This window comes from Streptomyces sp. NPDC001508, from assembly GCF_040298665.1.
In the GTDB taxonomy this organism is placed as follows: Bacteria; Actinomycetota; Actinomycetes; order Streptomycetales; family Streptomycetaceae; genus Streptomyces.
This window is the reverse complement of the sequence record NZ_JBEPAP010000007.1, coordinates 97,790-111,986: the sequence shown is the minus strand read 5'-3', so window position 1 is coordinate 111,986 and position 14,197 is coordinate 97,790. Positions and strand designations below refer to the sequence as shown.

The 14,197-nt window shown below is 71.3% G+C and carries 14 protein-coding genes and 2 pseudogenes; 11 read left to right on the top strand and 5 right to left on the bottom strand.

Going from position 1 to position 14,197, the window contains the following annotated elements; genetic code table 11:
• Positions 1 to 231 precede the first annotated feature (231 nt).
• The 4 genes from ABT245_RS09640 to ABT245_RS09625 all read right to left on the bottom strand — a co-directional run bounded on the left by ABT245_RS09640 (position 232) and on the right by ABT245_RS09625 (position 2,237).
• Positions 232 to 354: a hypothetical protein gene (locus tag ABT245_RS09640; protein ID WP_502982091.1), complete on the bottom strand. Its 123-nt coding sequence runs from the start codon at positions 352 to 354 to the stop codon at positions 232 to 234.
• Between the two features lie 96 nt (positions 355 to 450).
• Positions 451 to 1,374, bottom strand: coding sequence for an FkbM family methyltransferase (locus ABT245_RS09635; RefSeq protein WP_351731247.1), 924 nt, complete (start codon positions 1,372 to 1,374; stop codon positions 451 to 453).
• 26 nt (positions 1,375 to 1,400) lie between these two features.
• A complete protein-coding gene (locus ABT245_RS09630) occupies positions 1,401 to 1,592 on the bottom strand; it encodes a ferredoxin (RefSeq protein ID WP_351730972.1) in 192 nt (63 codons plus the stop codon).
• Positions 1,593 to 1,736: 144 nt separating this feature from the next.
• On the bottom strand, positions 1,737 to 2,237 hold the full coding sequence (locus tag ABT245_RS09625) for a hypothetical protein (protein ID WP_351730969.1): 501 nt from the start codon (positions 2,235 to 2,237) through the stop codon (positions 1,737 to 1,739).
• 636 nt (positions 2,238 to 2,873) lie between these two features.
• On the opposite strand from ABT245_RS09625, the pseudogene ABT245_RS46020 reads away from it, so the two are divergent.
• A pseudogene (locus ABT245_RS46020) lies at positions 2,874 to 3,479 on the top strand (nSTAND1 domain-containing NTPase); the annotation flags it as partial.
• 945 nt (positions 3,480 to 4,424) lie between these two features.
• A pseudogene (locus ABT245_RS09615) lies at positions 4,425 to 7,808 on the top strand (WD40 repeat domain-containing protein); the annotation flags it as partial.
• Between the two features lie 171 nt (positions 7,809 to 7,979).
• Here ABT245_RS09615 and ABT245_RS09610 read toward each other — a convergent pair.
• Positions 7,980 to 8,297: a hypothetical protein gene (locus ABT245_RS09610; protein WP_351730966.1), complete on the bottom strand. Its 318-nt coding sequence runs from the start codon at positions 8,295 to 8,297 to the stop codon at positions 7,980 to 7,982.
• A 1,262-nt stretch (positions 8,298 to 9,559) separates the two neighbouring features.
• Here ABT245_RS09610 and ABT245_RS09605 point away from each other — a divergent pair.
• The 9 genes from ABT245_RS09605 (at position 9,560) to ABT245_RS09565 (ending at position 14,196) form a co-directional block, all read left to right on the top strand.
• Entirely contained in the window at positions 9,560 to 10,294 is a 735-nt protein-coding gene (locus ABT245_RS09605) for a GntR family transcriptional regulator (protein ID WP_351730963.1), read from the top strand.
• Positions 10,295 to 10,470: 176 nt separating this feature from the next.
• Positions 10,471 to 10,800, top strand: coding sequence for an SCO3933 family regulatory protein (locus ABT245_RS09600; protein ID WP_351730960.1), 330 nt, complete (start codon positions 10,471 to 10,473; stop codon positions 10,798 to 10,800).
• Positions 10,801 to 10,802: 2 nt separating this feature from the next.
• Entirely contained in the window at positions 10,803 to 12,149 is a 1,347-nt protein-coding gene (locus tag ABT245_RS09595) for an FtsK/SpoIIIE domain-containing protein (protein WP_351730957.1), read from the top strand.
• 84 nt (positions 12,150 to 12,233) lie between these two features.
• A complete protein-coding gene (locus tag ABT245_RS09590; RefSeq protein WP_351730954.1) occupies positions 12,234 to 12,401 on the top strand; it encodes a hypothetical protein in 168 nt (55 codons plus the stop codon).
• A 79-nt stretch (positions 12,402 to 12,480) separates the two neighbouring features.
• Positions 12,481 to 13,134, top strand: coding sequence for a DUF2637 domain-containing protein (locus ABT245_RS09585; RefSeq protein ID WP_351730951.1), 654 nt, complete (start codon positions 12,481 to 12,483; stop codon positions 13,132 to 13,134).
• Between the two features lie 19 nt (positions 13,135 to 13,153).
• Positions 13,154 to 13,339, top strand: a complete 186-nt coding sequence (locus tag ABT245_RS09580; protein ID WP_351730948.1) for a hypothetical protein — start codon at positions 13,154 to 13,156, stop codon at positions 13,337 to 13,339.
• Positions 13,340 to 13,341: 2 nt separating this feature from the next.
• Complete coding sequence (locus ABT245_RS09575) at positions 13,342 to 13,530, top strand: mobile element transfer protein (protein ID WP_351730945.1); 189 nt, start codon at positions 13,342 to 13,344, stop codon at positions 13,528 to 13,530.
• 16 nt (positions 13,531 to 13,546) lie between these two features.
• On the top strand, positions 13,547 to 13,921 hold the full coding sequence (locus ABT245_RS09570) for a hypothetical protein (RefSeq protein WP_351730942.1): 375 nt from the start codon (positions 13,547 to 13,549) through the stop codon (positions 13,919 to 13,921).
• A gap of 92 nt (positions 13,922 to 14,013) precedes the next feature.
• A complete protein-coding gene (locus ABT245_RS09565) occupies positions 14,014 to 14,196 on the top strand; it encodes a hypothetical protein (RefSeq protein ID WP_351730939.1) in 183 nt (60 codons plus the stop codon).
• Position 14,197: the final 1 nt, after the last annotated feature.

Sequence of the window (14,197 nt, the reverse complement as noted above, 5' to 3'; positions counted from 1 at the left end):
GGGTCGGACCGTCACCTCGGCCCCGCGGGCCGCAGGCCGCGAGTCAGGCAGGGTCACGGCCAGGGACGGGCGCCATCTGAGGTCTCGGCGCGCTGGACGCGGACCTCGGGGCGCGGGCCACAGCCATGCGCGCATACGGCCCCGCCCCGCAGATCACGGGTCGCGGTCAGGGGGCGGGCCGTCGTCTCGGGCCCTCGGGGCGCGGGCCTCGGGGCGTGGGGCGGGGCGTCGTCATACGCCGCCGAACAGCGTGCCGAGCCCGCGTTCGACGGCCGTCACGACGTCCTCCTCCCCCTCCACCACGGCGTAGCTGCGCCGCAGGAAACGGCGCAGCGCGCCTCGGCCGTCACGCATCGGGGCAGCGCCATCGTCATCGCAAGGTTCGAGGCAGTGCCATCGCACGGGTCAGGCAGTGCCATCGCATGGGTCAGGGCAGCGTCGCCGCACGGGTCAGGGCAGCGTCTCCGCGTCCACCCGGGAGAAGATCAGATCGCACTCCGCCTCCACGGGCCCGCGCCAACGAACGGGCACGCCCGCCGGGCCGCTCAGCGCCGACGGGTAGCTCCCGGGCGCGTAGTCGTTGGCCAGCCGATAGACGTGAAAGCCCGCGTCGGTCATCGTCCCGAGCAGTTCGTCGGCCGAGTCCCCGAGCCGGGCCATGCGCTCGGGGGTCACCTCGGCGCTGATCTCCGCGTCGGGCCGCAGCCTGTCCAGCAGGGGCGCGAGGCCGCGGACGACGCCACCCTCCGCGCCCTCGACATCGATCTTGATCACCCGGGCGCTCGCGATCTCCGCCGGTTCGAGCAGTTCCGGCAGCGGACGGGCCTCGATCTCGAAGGTGGACTCCGCGGGGCCGTCGTAGGGAACGATGCTGTTCGCCCCCATGTTGCGGGAACTGGCGAGCACGAAGGTCAGGGTCTTGAGGCCGTCGGAGACCGCGGCGTTGACGGCACGGATGTTCCGGCAGTCGTTCAGCGCGCGCTGCTGCAGCAGGCGGCGGTGGAACGCGGGCGACGCCTCGATCGCCACGACCCTCCCCCGTTCCCCGACGAGCCGTGACGCCAGGACGCTGAAGACCCCCACGTTCGCCCCTACGTCGACGAAGCCGTCCCCCGGCTTCAGCCGGCGCCGCAGCCAGCTCGTCATGTGCGGCTCCCACACCCCGAACAGATACACATAGCGCTGGATGAGGTCCTGGGTGTCCACCGCGAACCGTGCGCCGGAGTGGGTCATCACGACGCGCCGGCGTGGATGGTCCCGCAGATACGGGTTCAGCCAGCGGGCGGCGAGGGTCGCCTTGCCGAACGAGCCCGGGGCGTCGCGCACATACCGGCGGCCGAGCGTGACCACCAGCTCCGACAGGGGACCGCGCATCCGATCCGCCGCTCCGCCGGTCCCCGTCATGCGATGACCGTCATCGACTGGGAGGCGCACCGCTCGGCCGTCTCCTGGACGAGCGCATCGCCTCCGCTGTGCTCGCGAGCGGACCGCACGAGGCCGTATCCGTCCTGGCACGCGACGACGGGCGGGACCCGGTCGGCGCACGCGCCGGAGGCGTGACACGGCGGGCCGGGGTCGGGGGAGACCGTCATGCGCACTCCGGTCGCAAACGGGCACCGTCCGAACGGGAGCGCCGGGCCGGTGCGGAGCAGATGACTCACACGACGTCACTGCCCCGCGAACGGTACGGCGAACCGGCCTCCGGGCGGGCGGCCCGTGCGAAGCCGGTGTCGCGGCTACCCGTCGGCACCCGCGGTCGCGAGCCAGTGGGCGAGCTTGCGCAGGGTGGTCTCGTCAAGCCGCTCCACCAGGGTCTGTACGGCGGTCAGATCGTCCGGTGTGAGGTCGTAGAGGCCCGCCCGGCCCAGTCCCGCCATGAGCACCTGGTGCCGCCGGTCGTCCATGCGCTCAGCGAGCTTGCTCGGCTCTGTGCGCTTGCTCGGCTCTGTGCGCTTGCTCGGCTCAGCGGGCCTGCTCGGCTCCACGGACTCGGCCGGCTGGTCCGCGGGTCGGGCGGGCGGCCGTACTGCCGTACCGACCGGACCTGGCGTCGTCGGGGTCGCGGAGCGTTCGAAGCGGTGCCAGGCGCCGTCCCGCGGCCCCCACAGGACGACGGTCGGCTCGCCCCCGCGCGCCCGCACGGTCTGCGTCATCTCGCCCACGGCGTGCACCACGGGGGAGCGGTACGACGACTCGGCGCCGACCCGCCATGACGCCGAGTCCGGCTCGTAGAACATCGCGACCCAGCGTGGCGTACCCGGAGGCTCCGGGCTCCGCAGACGTGTGTCCACCGCACTTCACCCCTTCGGAGACTACCCGACGGCGACCATAACTGACGTACCGTCAGATTTACAGGGTCATAGCGAGAGCACACGGGGCGTTGCCGCCGGGCCGGGGACCCGCCGCCCGGCACTGGTCCCTCCCCACGTGGAGACCAGTGCCGGACGCCGCGGGCGATGTCGATCCGCACCGCAACGGCGTCGGCGGCGCGGATCGAAGGAGAAGCGTCGCGGCCCCGAAGTCACCGCGACGACCGCCGGAAGAAGGCTCGCGACGCGCGTCTTCCGGGCTTTCGGGTCCGGACGTGGTGCCTACCCGTCCGGGCCTTCGCCACCGTTTTCTGACTCCGACGGAGGCTGACCGAGAAGCTGACCGAGAACATGCGGCGCCATGAGCCGACTCTCCGAAGCTCTGGGGTGCTGACCTGTCCGGACGACGCGCGGACGGGGCGTAACCGGTCCGCTACTGCGTCGCGATCCTGCCATCTGCGGCGCCCAGCGACGAGGCTCCGGAGCCCGGCGCAGGGCATCGCCGCAGGTCAGCCATATAGGGTGAGTTTTCCGGTCCGGACGTCCAGAGGCGGGGAGTAAGGGGTGGAGACCTTGAGTTCCGACTCAGGGGCACGCACAGCCTTCGCGGAACGTCTTGCGCTGCTCTACAAGGAAGCGGGCAATCCTCCCCTCAAGCGCGTGGCCGAGGCCGTCGTCCGGTTGCAGCGGATCGACGAGCGCGGCCGGCCCGTGCGGGTGTCCGCGCAGCGCATCAGCGACTGGCGACGGGCGAAGAACGTGCCCGCCCAGTTCGGCGCGCTCGCCGCGGTGCTGCATGTGCTGGTACCCGACGCCCGGCGCGCGCGACCGACTCCGGTCTACCCGGGCCTGTACGACCTGGCCGAGTGGCAGCGCCTGTGGGAGCGCGCGGTGGCCGACCCGGTCACCGACCGCCCGGCGTCCCCGGACGAGGCGGAGGGCGCCTCGGGGGAGGCGTCGGCCGTGCCCGGAGTATGCCCGTACCGGGGGCTCGCCGCCTATCGCCGGGAGGACGCCCGCTGGTTCTTCGGCCGGGAGCGGAGCACGCAAGCCCTCATCGACCAGCTCCGCGCGGCGGAACGGACCGGCGGCCTGGTCATGCTCGTCGGCGCCTCGGGAGCGGGAAAGTCCTCCCTCCTGAACGCCGGCCTCGCCCCGGCCCTGCGCGAAACCACGACGTCCGAAAGCCCCCCGGACGCAAACACCCCGGGCGGAAGCGGCTCGGACGGAAGCACGGCGGGCGCAACCGCCCCAGGCGCAAGCGGCCCGGGCACAAGCGGCCCGGGCACAAGCACCACAGGCCCAAACCCCTCAGACGCAAGCGGCTCGGACGGAAACACCGCGGGCACGAGCACCACAGGCACAAGCGGCGCGGGCTCAAGCACCGCCCCCGTAAGTGGGCCGGGCAGAGGCTCTACGGGCGCAAGCGCCCCAGGCGCAATGGGCTGGGTTGGAAGCACCGCGGGCACAAACGCCGCGGGCACCAGCGGCTCGGGGGCCATCACCGCGGGCACAAGCGGCTCGCACGGAGGCCCTGAGGGCACAAACGCCTCGGGCGCAAGCACCACGGACGCAAACGCCCGGGGTGGAATCGGCTCGGGCACCAGCGGCTCAGGCGGAGGCCCTGCCCGTGCAGATGACTCGGGCGCAAGCACCGCGCCCGCAGGCACCCCCGGCGACGGAGACCTCCGGCCGCGCGGGGAAGGCGAAGGCCGCCCCCACGACGACGGCACGGCGGACGGAAACGGAAGCGGCCCCGGCGCAGACACTGCGGGCGCACTCGCCCCGGGCGACACAGACCTCCGGCCGCGCGGGGAAGGCCGCCCCGGCAGCCTTGGCCAACCTCACGGCGAGACCCCGCCGCTCGACGAAGACCAACCACGCGCGGAGCCCCGACCAACCGGCGAAAACCAACCCCGCGGTCAGACCCAACTCCCCAGCCAAGACCGCCCCCGTACGGAAGCCCAGCCTCCTGTCCAAGACCACCCCCGCGGGGAAACCCACCCTCCAGCCCAACACCGCCCCCACGGTCAGACCCAACCCCCCGCCCAAGACCGACCCCCCACGGAAACCCACCCCCCAACCCACCGCCACCCCCGCGAAGGCGACCGCCCGCGGCGGCTGGTGCTTTCGCTCGTGCCCGGAAGCGACCCGCTCGCGGAGCTGACCCGCCGGATCCCCGAACTGGCCCCGCTCCTCCCGACCGCGGCGCACCCCGCGCCAGCGTCCGAGGAGCCCGGTGCCCCCCGGTTCGCCCGGGCGGTCGGCGAGGCCGTCGCCGCCTGGGCGGAGCGTGAGGCACCCGGTACCGCCCGCCCCGTGATTGTCGTGGACCAGTTCGAGGAGGCGTTCACCCTCTGCGCACGCGAGGCGGACCGACGCGCCTTCGTCCGCATCCTGCACGCCGCCTGCACGCCCGCCGGACCGCACGCCCCGGCCCCCGTACTCGTCGTCCTCGGCATCCGCGCCGACTTCTACGAGCAGTGCCTCGGCTATCCCGAACTGGCCGACGCGCTCCAGCACCGGCACATGGTGCTCGGCCCGCTGACCGCCACCGAACTGCGCGAGGCCGTGACCGGGCCGGCCAAGGCGGTGGGCCTGGAACTCGAACCGGGCCTCGCCGAGCTGATCCTCCGCGAGGTCAGCGCGGACGGCCCCCGCGGCGCACACGACGCGGGCGTCCTCCCGCTCCTGTCCCACGCGCTGCTCGCCACCTGGCAGCGGCGCAAGGCGGGCAGGCTCACGCTGGCCGGCTACCGCGCGGCGGGCGGCATCCAGGGCGCGGTGGCGGCGACCGCCGAGCGCGCCTGGTCCGGCCTCGACCCGGAGGCGCGCACGGCGGCCCGGCTGCTGCTGCTCAGACTGGTACGACTCGGCGAGGACACCCAGGCCACCCGCAGACGGGGCACGCGACGCCAGCTGGCCGAGGAGTCGACGGACCCGGACGGTACGGAGGAGTCGCTCGAAGCCCTCGTCCGCGCCCGGCTGGTGACGCTCGACGCGGACACCGTCGAGATCACCCATGAGGCGCTGCTGCACGCCTGGCCCCGGCTGCGCGACTGGATCGACGAGGACCGGCAGGGCAACCTGCTGCGCCAGCGCCTGGAGGAGGACGGCCGGGCCTGGGAGGGCTCGAACCGCGACGCGTCGCTGCTCTACCGGGGTTCCCGGCTGGAGCAGGCCCGCGCCTGGGCGGCGTCCGCCGGTGACACCTCCCTGACCCGGAGCGCCGCGGAGTTCCTGGCCGCCTCGGTCAGGCTGCGCAAGCGCACGGTACGGATCAGCCGGGGCGCGGTGTCGGCCCTCGTGGTGCTCGCGGTCCTGGCCGTCGGCTCGGCGGTGATCGCCTGGCAGCAGCGCAACGACGCGGTGTTCGAGCAGGTGGTCGCCGAGGCCGATCGCGTCCAGTACACGGATCCGTCGCTGTCCGCCCAGCTCGATCTCGTGGCGCACCGTCTGCGGCCGGGCGACGAGGGCGCCAACAACCGGCTGATCTCGATCGTCAACGCCCCGCTGGCCACGCCGCTGCTCGGCCACACCGGCGCCGTCTACCTCACCTCGTTCAGTCCGAAGGGCGACGTCCTGGCCACCGCCAGCTACGACCGGTCCGTACGGCTGTGGGACGTGACGGACCGGACCCGCCCGAGGCCGCTCGGCAAGCCCCTCACCGGCCACTCCAGCTGGGTGAGCAGCGCCGTCTTCAGCCCGGACGGCCGCACGCTCGCCAGCGCCTCGGACGACGGCACCGTCCGCCTGTGGAACGTCACCTCCCCCAGCCGGCCGCGGTCGCTCGGCACCCCGCTGAACGGGCACGACGGCACCGTGTACCTGGTCGCCTTCAGCCCGGACGGCCGCACCCTGGCCGCGGCCACCGACCGGCACGTCGTACGGCTGTGGGACGTACGCGACCCGAGCCGGCCGAAGCCGCTCGGCGTCCTGAGGGGACACACCCACGCCGTCCGTTCCGTGGCCTTCGGACCTGGCGGACGGACGCTGGCCGCGGGCGCGGACGACGGCTCGATCAGGCTGTGGGACATGACCGATCCACGCCGGCCGGCCCGGCTCGGCACGCCGCTGACCGGGCACACCACGACGGTGCACTCCCTGGCGTTCAGCCCGGACGGACGCACCCTCGTCAGCGGCAGCGCGGACGACACCGTACGCCTTTGGGACGTGGCCGATCCGCGCCGCGCGGCACCGCTCGGCACCCCGCTCACCGGGCACAGCGGCCCCGTGTGGTCGGTGGCGTTCAGCCCGGACGGCGACATGCTCGCCGCGGCCAGCGCGGACAGCACCGCGACCCTGTGGAACGTCAGTGACCCGGCCTATCCGTCCCAGGTCGGCGAGCCCCTGTCCGGCGGCAGCGGCGAGATGTACGCGCTGGGTTTCAGCCCCGACGGCCAAACCCTCGCCACCGGCAGCGGCGACAGCAAGGTCCGGCTGTGGGCGCTGCCGACCTCGGACATGATCGGCCGCATCGGCGCGTTCCGGCGGGACGGGCATGTACTCGCCACCGCCGCACGCGACGGAAAGGTCCGGCTGTGGAACATCGCCGATCCCGCCCGGCCCACGCCGCTGTCCGAGCCCTTCATGCCGGGGGACGGCGACGTGCGGACCCTGGCGTTCTCCTCCGACGGCCGTGTCCTCGCGGTGCGGATGGGAAACCGCTCGCTACAGCTGTGGAACGTCTCGGACCCCTACCGGCCCGTCCCCTACGGCGCGCCGCTCACCCTGCGGACACGCTTCACGGGCCCCAACGCCCTGGCCTTCACGCCGGACGGACGCACCCTGGCCACCGCCTACGACGACCGCACCATCCGCCTGTGGGACGTCAGCGACCCGGCCGACCCGGTGCCGCTCGGCAAGCCCCTCGCCGGCCACAAGGGCTATGTCAACTCCCTCGTGTTCGCCCCCGACGGCCACACCCTGGCGAGCGGCAGCGCGGACGGCACCGTACGGCTGTGGAACGTGGCCGACCCGCGCCGCGCGGCGCCCGCCGGCAGCCCCCTCACGGGGCACCTCGGCCCGGTCAACACGCTCGCCTACAGCCCGGACGGCCGGACCCTGGCCAGCGGCAGCGACGACGACACGGTACGGCTGTGGGACATCGGCGACCCGGCCGGGCCCACCGCGCTGGATGCGCCCCTCACCGGCCACACCGAGGCGGTCGTCTCGCTGACGTTCAGCCAGAACGGCGACACCCTGGCCAGCGGCGGCAACGACAACACCGTACGGCTGTGGGACGTCGCCCACCCGTCCAAGGCGTCCCCGATCGGCCAGTCGCTGAGCCCGAACGCCAAGACCGGCAACTTCCTGGCGTTCAGCCCCAACAGCCGCATGCTCGGAGTGTCGAGCGGCGCCGACACCGTACGGCTGTGGAACCTGGACGTCGACCAGGCCGTCCGCCATATCTGCGCGACGACCCGGGGCGTGCTGACCCGGGAGAAGTGGCACGAGTACCTGCCCCGGCTCTCGTACGACCCCCCGTGCGAGCGCTGACACCCCACGGGCGGCCGTGATCCAGATCACAACTCACGCCCACTGTCCGACAGTTGGCTCCCGCCGACCGACCACCCTTGTTACCCTTGGCCATAGCTCGACCGCTGGTGCATCCCCCGTCGCCAGCGGTCGAGCACTTCCAGACCACATCGGCGGACGCCGAACCGCAGGTCACGCTTCTTCCAGGGCTTGCCCGAACTCGCGCAGCACCCTGCCGTGCCGGCTGCGGGCCAGTTCGTGCCCGACACCTATGGCGAGCGCCACCGGCCATTCGATGAGTTCGAGCGCCGCCAGAAAACCGAGGCCCGCGAGAAACGCGAGCTGGTCCTTGGGCGGCAGTTCGACCCGCAGGTCGCCCACGCGCACGGTCACCGAATCGTCCGAGACGACGTGTTCGGCTGCGGCACGGGCCCCATGGGACCTCTTGATCGGAACCGGCGCGCTGGCCTGCGCGCTGCCGGCATCTGTCCTGCTTGCTTGCGCGGTCATGTCGAGTCCCGTTCCCTCGCCCGACGCCGGACATCCACCAGATGTCCCTCTTCCCCCCTCTCCCACGCTAGCCCCATACGCCCCCGCACCCCAGCCCGGAAAACAACAAAGACCCCCGACCATGACCGGCCGGGGGTCTTCACACTGGTGGGGCTAACAGGATTTGAACCTGTGGCCTCATCCTTATCAGGTCGATCAGGGGGAGTCGTTGGCGTCGGTCAACTCGCTCTGTTCCTCGCCTGACTGTCCGCTGAGGTTCGGCCTCGACCGCTGCTGTTCGCGCCTGTTGGTGTCAGCCGCTGATGTCAGAAACAGGAGCCCTCTTGACAAGCCCAACTCAGCGTACTAGCTGCCCACGCGGTCGGGGGAGAGAGTTTGAGGTCTGGTGATCTGCGGGGCGAGAGCATGAAAGGGGGCAATTACACTTGATCCAATGGAGAGGGCTACCGCCCTCACCGTGCGAAGCAGGCACTCGGCCCCCTTTCTTGCTCTCGGAGGGGTCCCCGCAGGTCACCAGACCTTAAAGTCTCGGAGCGACCGTCCCCAGCCCCCACTGTCCCGCCCCTCCGCTGCCTGTGGTGTCCGGCGGGCCTCAGCCGTGGCGCACCTGTCTTTGATCACAAAGCGTCGTGTCGGGTTCGTGCGGATAACGCGTGCCGACCATGCGGCGGTGCCTGCCCAAGTCAGGGCCTGGTGCTGCGGGACGGGCGAGGAATCAGGCGCGGTCCTGTGTATCGGCCCCCGGTGTGCCAGAGCGTGAAACGGGGATCACCCCGGGGCAACGATTCGGTGGCGCGGGGCCGGGGCCGGGGCGGCGCGGGCCGAAGGCAGGAGCGAAGCCCCGAGCCCCGAGCCCGCGCCGGCCCGCAGTGCGGGCCGGTGGGGTGTGGTCTCCGTAGCGGCGGCAAGGAAGCCGGTCGGCCAGCGCACAGGATGGCCGAGGCCAAGAGCCCCTGCTCTGTCCTGCGAGCCGTGGGCCATGGGCCGGGGCTGAGGTGCTGCTCCTGGGCCTGGTGAAGCATGAGAGAGCTGAGATCCTGCGGTGGCGCGCTGGTGCTCTGTCATCCCAAGTGCGCCACGGCTGAGGCCCGCCGGATGCTGCGGGCTGTGACCTGGTGGGACTCCCCCTCCCCCGCCCGAAGGGTGGGGCTTGATGAGGTAGAGAAACCTGTAACAACCCGGCTCCAGCTCCGGGGCTGGGTTCGCGCCATTGGTGGGTACCCACTAGCCTGGAACCACCCTAGGGAACTGGAGGCTGATCTATGCCCGACGCGCGGCAGATCGCCGACGACCTGCGGGCACGGATCAACGACGGTGAGTTTGGGCCTGGTGCTCGGCTACCTGGGGAACCCGCGCTCGTCAGGGACTACGGCGTAGCCAAGATGACAGCAAGTGGTGCCTTGAAGCTGCTGGTAGCGGAGGGGGTGGCGGTCTCGCGCCCTGGCTCCGGTACCTACGTGCGGGAGTTTAAGCCGATCTTGCGGGATGCGACTAAGCGCCTCTCTCGCGATCAGTGGGCAGCCGGAAAGTCGATCTGGTCGGCTGACGTCGGTGAGCGCCCGATGACCGTGACAGATCTTGAGGTGTTCGAAGAGGAAGCACCGCGATGGGTGGCTCGCATCCTGGATCTTGACGAAGGCGCTCGCGTCGTCGTGCGCAGTCGTCGGTTCATGGTCGACGGTGAGCCGGTACAGAAAGCCGTCTCGTACCTCCCCGCCGACCTGGTGCGTGGCTCACGCATCGCCGAGCCGGATTCGGGGCCGGGTGGCACTTACAAGCGCTTGGCTGAGCTGGGTGCGGAGCCGGTCCACTTCAGTGAAGACCTGCGCGCACGCATGCCTAGTTCTGAAGAGGTATCAGGCTTGGCCATCCTCCCTGGCACACCCGTGATCGAGATCTGTCGAACGGCATACACCTCGGACGGGAGACCGGTTGAGGTCAATCAGATGTTGCTTGACGCCGGTGCCTATGCGCTGCGCTACACCTTTGGTAGCTGACGCAGCGTCAGAAACTTCATAGCGAGACGGAAAGGCCCACTTCGGTGGGCCTTTTTGACGTTTCCGGAGGTGCTCGCCGCTGCGGATCGCTTGACCTCCCTAGGGAGGTTGCGCTTCAATCTCCCTAGGGAGGTAATCCCGCTCCCGTTCTCGCCTCTCTGAGGAGTGTGCCTTTCATGCCGTCCTTCAAGATCGACCTTTCGACCGCTGTGGTGTTCGTGGCGACTGCGCCCGTGCCGAAGATGGTCAACAAGCAGACCGGTGAGATCGCCATCGACAAGGACACCCGCGCGCCGCTGCACACGGTGGGCCTGCTGGTGTCGGACGAGGGTGAGGGCAACCTGTACCAAGTCGCGATCCCGGAGACCGGTCTCCCCGAGAACCTGACGCCGGGCATGCCGGTGCGGGTGGTTGGGCTGAAGGCCCGTGACTGGGAGAACGAGTTCAACGGTCAGAAGCGGCACGGGATCAGCTTCCGCGCGGTTGCGATCACGGCGGGGGCCTGACCATGGCGGACCTGGTGACCTGGCTGGAGGCCGGGACTGCTGCGGCCGGCGCGAGCGGACTCGGTTACGCGAAGTACCGGGCGCCGCGAGTGTACTGGTCGCTGGTGGGTCTCCCGGTCACCTGGGGCCGGTTCACCTGGACCTACCGGGACACGATGGAGGTGTGCGGGCTGACGGTTCAGCCGTCCGGCTTTCGTGCCTTTGTCAGGCGCAACCTGGCCCGTAGCGAGGTGCGGCCGGTGCCGCCCAAGGTCCGCCGGGTCCATCCCACGTCGGTCGGGCTGCGGGTGACCCTGCGGCTTCCCGCCGGCTTGGAGCCCGCCGATCTCGCCGCGTCCTCCGAACGCCTGCGCCATGCCTGGGGAGTGCGCTCGGTCACCGTGGCCGAGACCAAGCCGGGGTACGTGGAACTGCGAATGACCGGGTACGACGTGCTGTGCCGGGTCCGTCTGCCCCGCACCGCTCAGCCTCGTGACCTGGTGGTTCCGGTCGCGCTGCGGGAGGACGGCACGGTCTTCGAGCGGGACTACCGCAAGATCCCGCACGCCCTGACGCTGGGCGCGAACCAGTCGGGCAAGTCTGTGTATCAGCGCAACCTGATCAAGGGGCTTGCTCAGCTCCCGGTCGGGCTGATCGGTATCGACTGCAAGCGCGGTGTCGAGCAGGGCCGGTACGCGCCCCGTCTGTCGGCGCTGGTCACCGATCCGGAGTCCGCCGGTCGTCTCATAGACGCGCTGGTGGCCGAGATGGAGGACCGTTTCGATCTGCTCGCCCTCTACGGGGTTTCGGACCTGTGGGAGCTGCCGGATGAGGTCCGGCCGGTGCCGCTGGTCGTCCTGGTGGACGAGGTGGCGGAACTGTTCCTGGTGACCTCGAAGAAGGACGAACCGGCCCGCGACCGTACGGTCATGCAACTGGTCCGGCTCGGACAGATGGCCCGCGCGATCGGGATCTATCTGGAGGTGTGCGGGCAGCGTTTCGGTTCCGATCTGGGCCGGGGCGCGACCGCCCTGCGGGCTCAGCTCACCGGCCGTGTGGTGCACCGCGTCAACGACAAGCAGACGGCTGAGATGGGCTTGGGTGACATCGCCCCGGACGCGGTGATGTCCGTGACCGGGATCGCTCCGGACCGCCCCGGCCTTGCGGTGGCCGGCGACACCTCCGGGGGCTGGTCCCGGATCCGGACCCCCGAGACCAGCCCGGACGAAGCGGCGGCCGTCTGCCGCCAGTTTGCCCGCCTCACCCCTCGACTGCCGTTCCTCGCCCCGTTCCGCCCGGTGGGGCAGATCACCATCCCGCCGATGCCCGACATGCCGCCGCTCGTTCAGCCGCAGCCCGTCGGCGAGTAGCACCCTCTGCACTTCCCGGTCGGCGTGACCGTCTCACGCCAGGTCCCTACCCGAGCCATGCCGAAAACCGAACGGAGATCGCTCATGGCACGCAAGACCAGCAAGCCGACTGTCAAGCAGTGCCCGGCCTGCAAGGGCACCGGTGAGGTCTCCCGTGCTGTGCGGGTGGGCCGCAAGCGCCGCCACGCCGGCGAGCAGACCGGTATCTGCCTGGGCTGCCTGGGCGCCGGCGAGATCCCCGCCGACGACTGAATCCCCGTCAGGGACCGGGCGGCCGGACACCTGCCCCGCCGCCCGTCCCGGCCCGACTCCCTGAAGGAGGTGAAGACCCGTGCCCCGCTCAATCCGACCGGATGCTGTCCTGGTCCAGGCCGTGATCGCCGGTGCGCTGTCCTTCGCCCACCTGCACGACCTTGCCGAAGCGGCCGGACAGACCGGATGGAAGGCATGGGCCTACCCCGTCTCCGTCGACCTGCTCTTGGTCGCCGTGTGGCGCCGACTGCGCACCGAACGATCCGGGCTCGCCTGGTTCTGGTTCCTGATCGCTCTGGTCGCCTCGCTCGGGGCCAACATCGCCACCGCCGGACTCCTCGACCTGGAACACGTCCCGGCCTGGCTGCGCATCGTCGTCGCCGGCTGGCCCGCACTGGCCTTCCTCGGCGGCACCCTGCTCGCCCACCAGCCCCACACCACCGAACCAGCCCCCGACCCCGAGCCCATCCCCACCCCGGAGCCCGAACCCGCGCTGGTGGTCGACCGCCCCGAGCCGCCCGAACCGGCACCCGGAATCACCGAGCCCGCCCCGGCCCCCGCGCTGCCGGCACCGGCCGCACCGAGCGTGCCCCCGGCCCTGGTCGACCACGCACGCAAGGTCGCGGCCGAGCACCGCACCCGCACCGGCACGGACATCGACACCGCCACACTCCGCGCCCGCCTCGGCCTCACCGAGGACTTGGCAGGCGCGATCGTCGCCCAACTCGCCTGACAGAGAAGGAGATCCACGCATGGCCCTGTTCACCTTCAACCGTGCGGCTGACTACCTGGACGCGGCCCGTGAGATGGCCGACTCCGGTCGTCCGACGCTGGCTCGTCTGCTGGCTGAGGAAGCCGCCGATCGCACTGCGGACCCGCAGGAGGCGGCTTGCATCCTCGCTGACTTCCCCGGCCGCAGCCTGCGAACGGAGGGCTGACCATGCCGCGTCCGAACCGCTTCTACGACGTGATCCAGATCGGCCCCGTCAAGGTCGGCACGTTCAACAACGGCCGTGGCCAGACCCGGCACACCGCCGCCTGCACCGCCCCCGGCTGCGGTTTCTCCACCGAGCACCGGGACCGGTCCGCCGCCGAACTCGCCGCACGCACCCACCGCTGCAACCCCTGACCTGGAGGGCTGTCCCGTGCAGTTACCCGATGCCCAGCTCCGCGCCGGCCACATTCCCGCCGACATCTACCGGCAGATCCCGCCCGGCACCGACCTGCACAAGGTCGTGATCGTCCAGCAGGCCCCGCGCTCCTACAAGGGCCCGATCGCCCTGACCCTGCTGATCATCGCCGGATCGGTGGCCGTGCTGCTGGTGATCGCGTTCGTCGCTCAGGTCGTCGCCGGCGCTGCCGTCTCGGTCCTGTCGGCTACCGGCGGACTGAGCTACACGATCAACCGCGCCAGGAAGACCAGGGAGTTACCCCGCGCGGGCACCCGCCGGCGCTCCCGCTCGCCGTACAAGTCCCTGCCTGCCCGCCCGGTCCGCTCCAAGACCCGTCGGCACAAGTAACACCCTCCGGGGCGGCCTCTACCGCCAAGTATCCGCCGCCCCGGACGGCTCGCTCACTTCCCGATCTCTCGACCCGAAAGGGCTCACCCATCATGCCCCAGCACGCCCGGAACCCGCGCGTCTGCCTCGACTGCAACGGCTTCGCGTCGGCCATGGTCACCACCGGCACCCGCCACCACGACGGCACCCGCGCCACCCTCCGCGTCACCTGCCCCACCTGCAAGGGCACCGGCCACACCACCTCCGCCATCGTCCTCGCGCCGACCGGGAGGTGAC

Bases quoted from the DNA above. Each gene is read 5' to 3' on its own strand.
- ABT245_RS09640 (WP_502982091.1), bottom strand. From the start codon at position 354: ATGCGTGACGGCCGAGGCGCGCTGCGCCGTTTCCTGCGGCGCAGCTAC.
- ABT245_RS09635 (WP_351731247.1), bottom strand. From the start codon at position 1,374: ATGCGCGGTCCCCTGTCGGAGCTGGTGGTCACGCTCGGCCGCCGGTAT.
- ABT245_RS09630 (WP_351730972.1), bottom strand. From the start codon at position 1,592: ATGACGGTCTCCCCCGACCCCGGCCCGCCGTGTCACGCCTCCGGCGCG.
- ABT245_RS09625 (WP_351730969.1), bottom strand. From the start codon at position 2,237: ATGTTCTACGAGCCGGACTCGGCGTCATGGCGGGTCGGCGCCGAGTCG.
- ABT245_RS09610 (WP_351730966.1), bottom strand. From the start codon at position 8,297: ATGACCGCGCAAGCAAGCAGGACAGATGCCGGCAGCGCGCAGGCCAGC.
- ABT245_RS09605 (WP_351730963.1), top strand. From the start codon at position 9,560: ATGCCCGACGCGCGGCAGATCGCCGACGACCTGCGGGCACGGATCAAC.
- ABT245_RS09600 (WP_351730960.1), top strand. From the start codon at position 10,471: ATGCCGTCCTTCAAGATCGACCTTTCGACCGCTGTGGTGTTCGTGGCG.
- ABT245_RS09595 (WP_351730957.1), top strand. From the start codon at position 10,803: ATGGCGGACCTGGTGACCTGGCTGGAGGCCGGGACTGCTGCGGCCGGC.
- ABT245_RS09590 (WP_351730954.1), top strand. From the start codon at position 12,234: ATGGCACGCAAGACCAGCAAGCCGACTGTCAAGCAGTGCCCGGCCTGC.
- ABT245_RS09580 (WP_351730948.1), top strand. From the start codon at position 13,154: ATGGCCCTGTTCACCTTCAACCGTGCGGCTGACTACCTGGACGCGGCC.
- ABT245_RS09575 (WP_351730945.1), top strand. From the start codon at position 13,342: ATGCCGCGTCCGAACCGCTTCTACGACGTGATCCAGATCGGCCCCGTC.
- ABT245_RS09565 (WP_351730939.1), top strand. From the start codon at position 14,014: ATGCCCCAGCACGCCCGGAACCCGCGCGTCTGCCTCGACTGCAACGGC.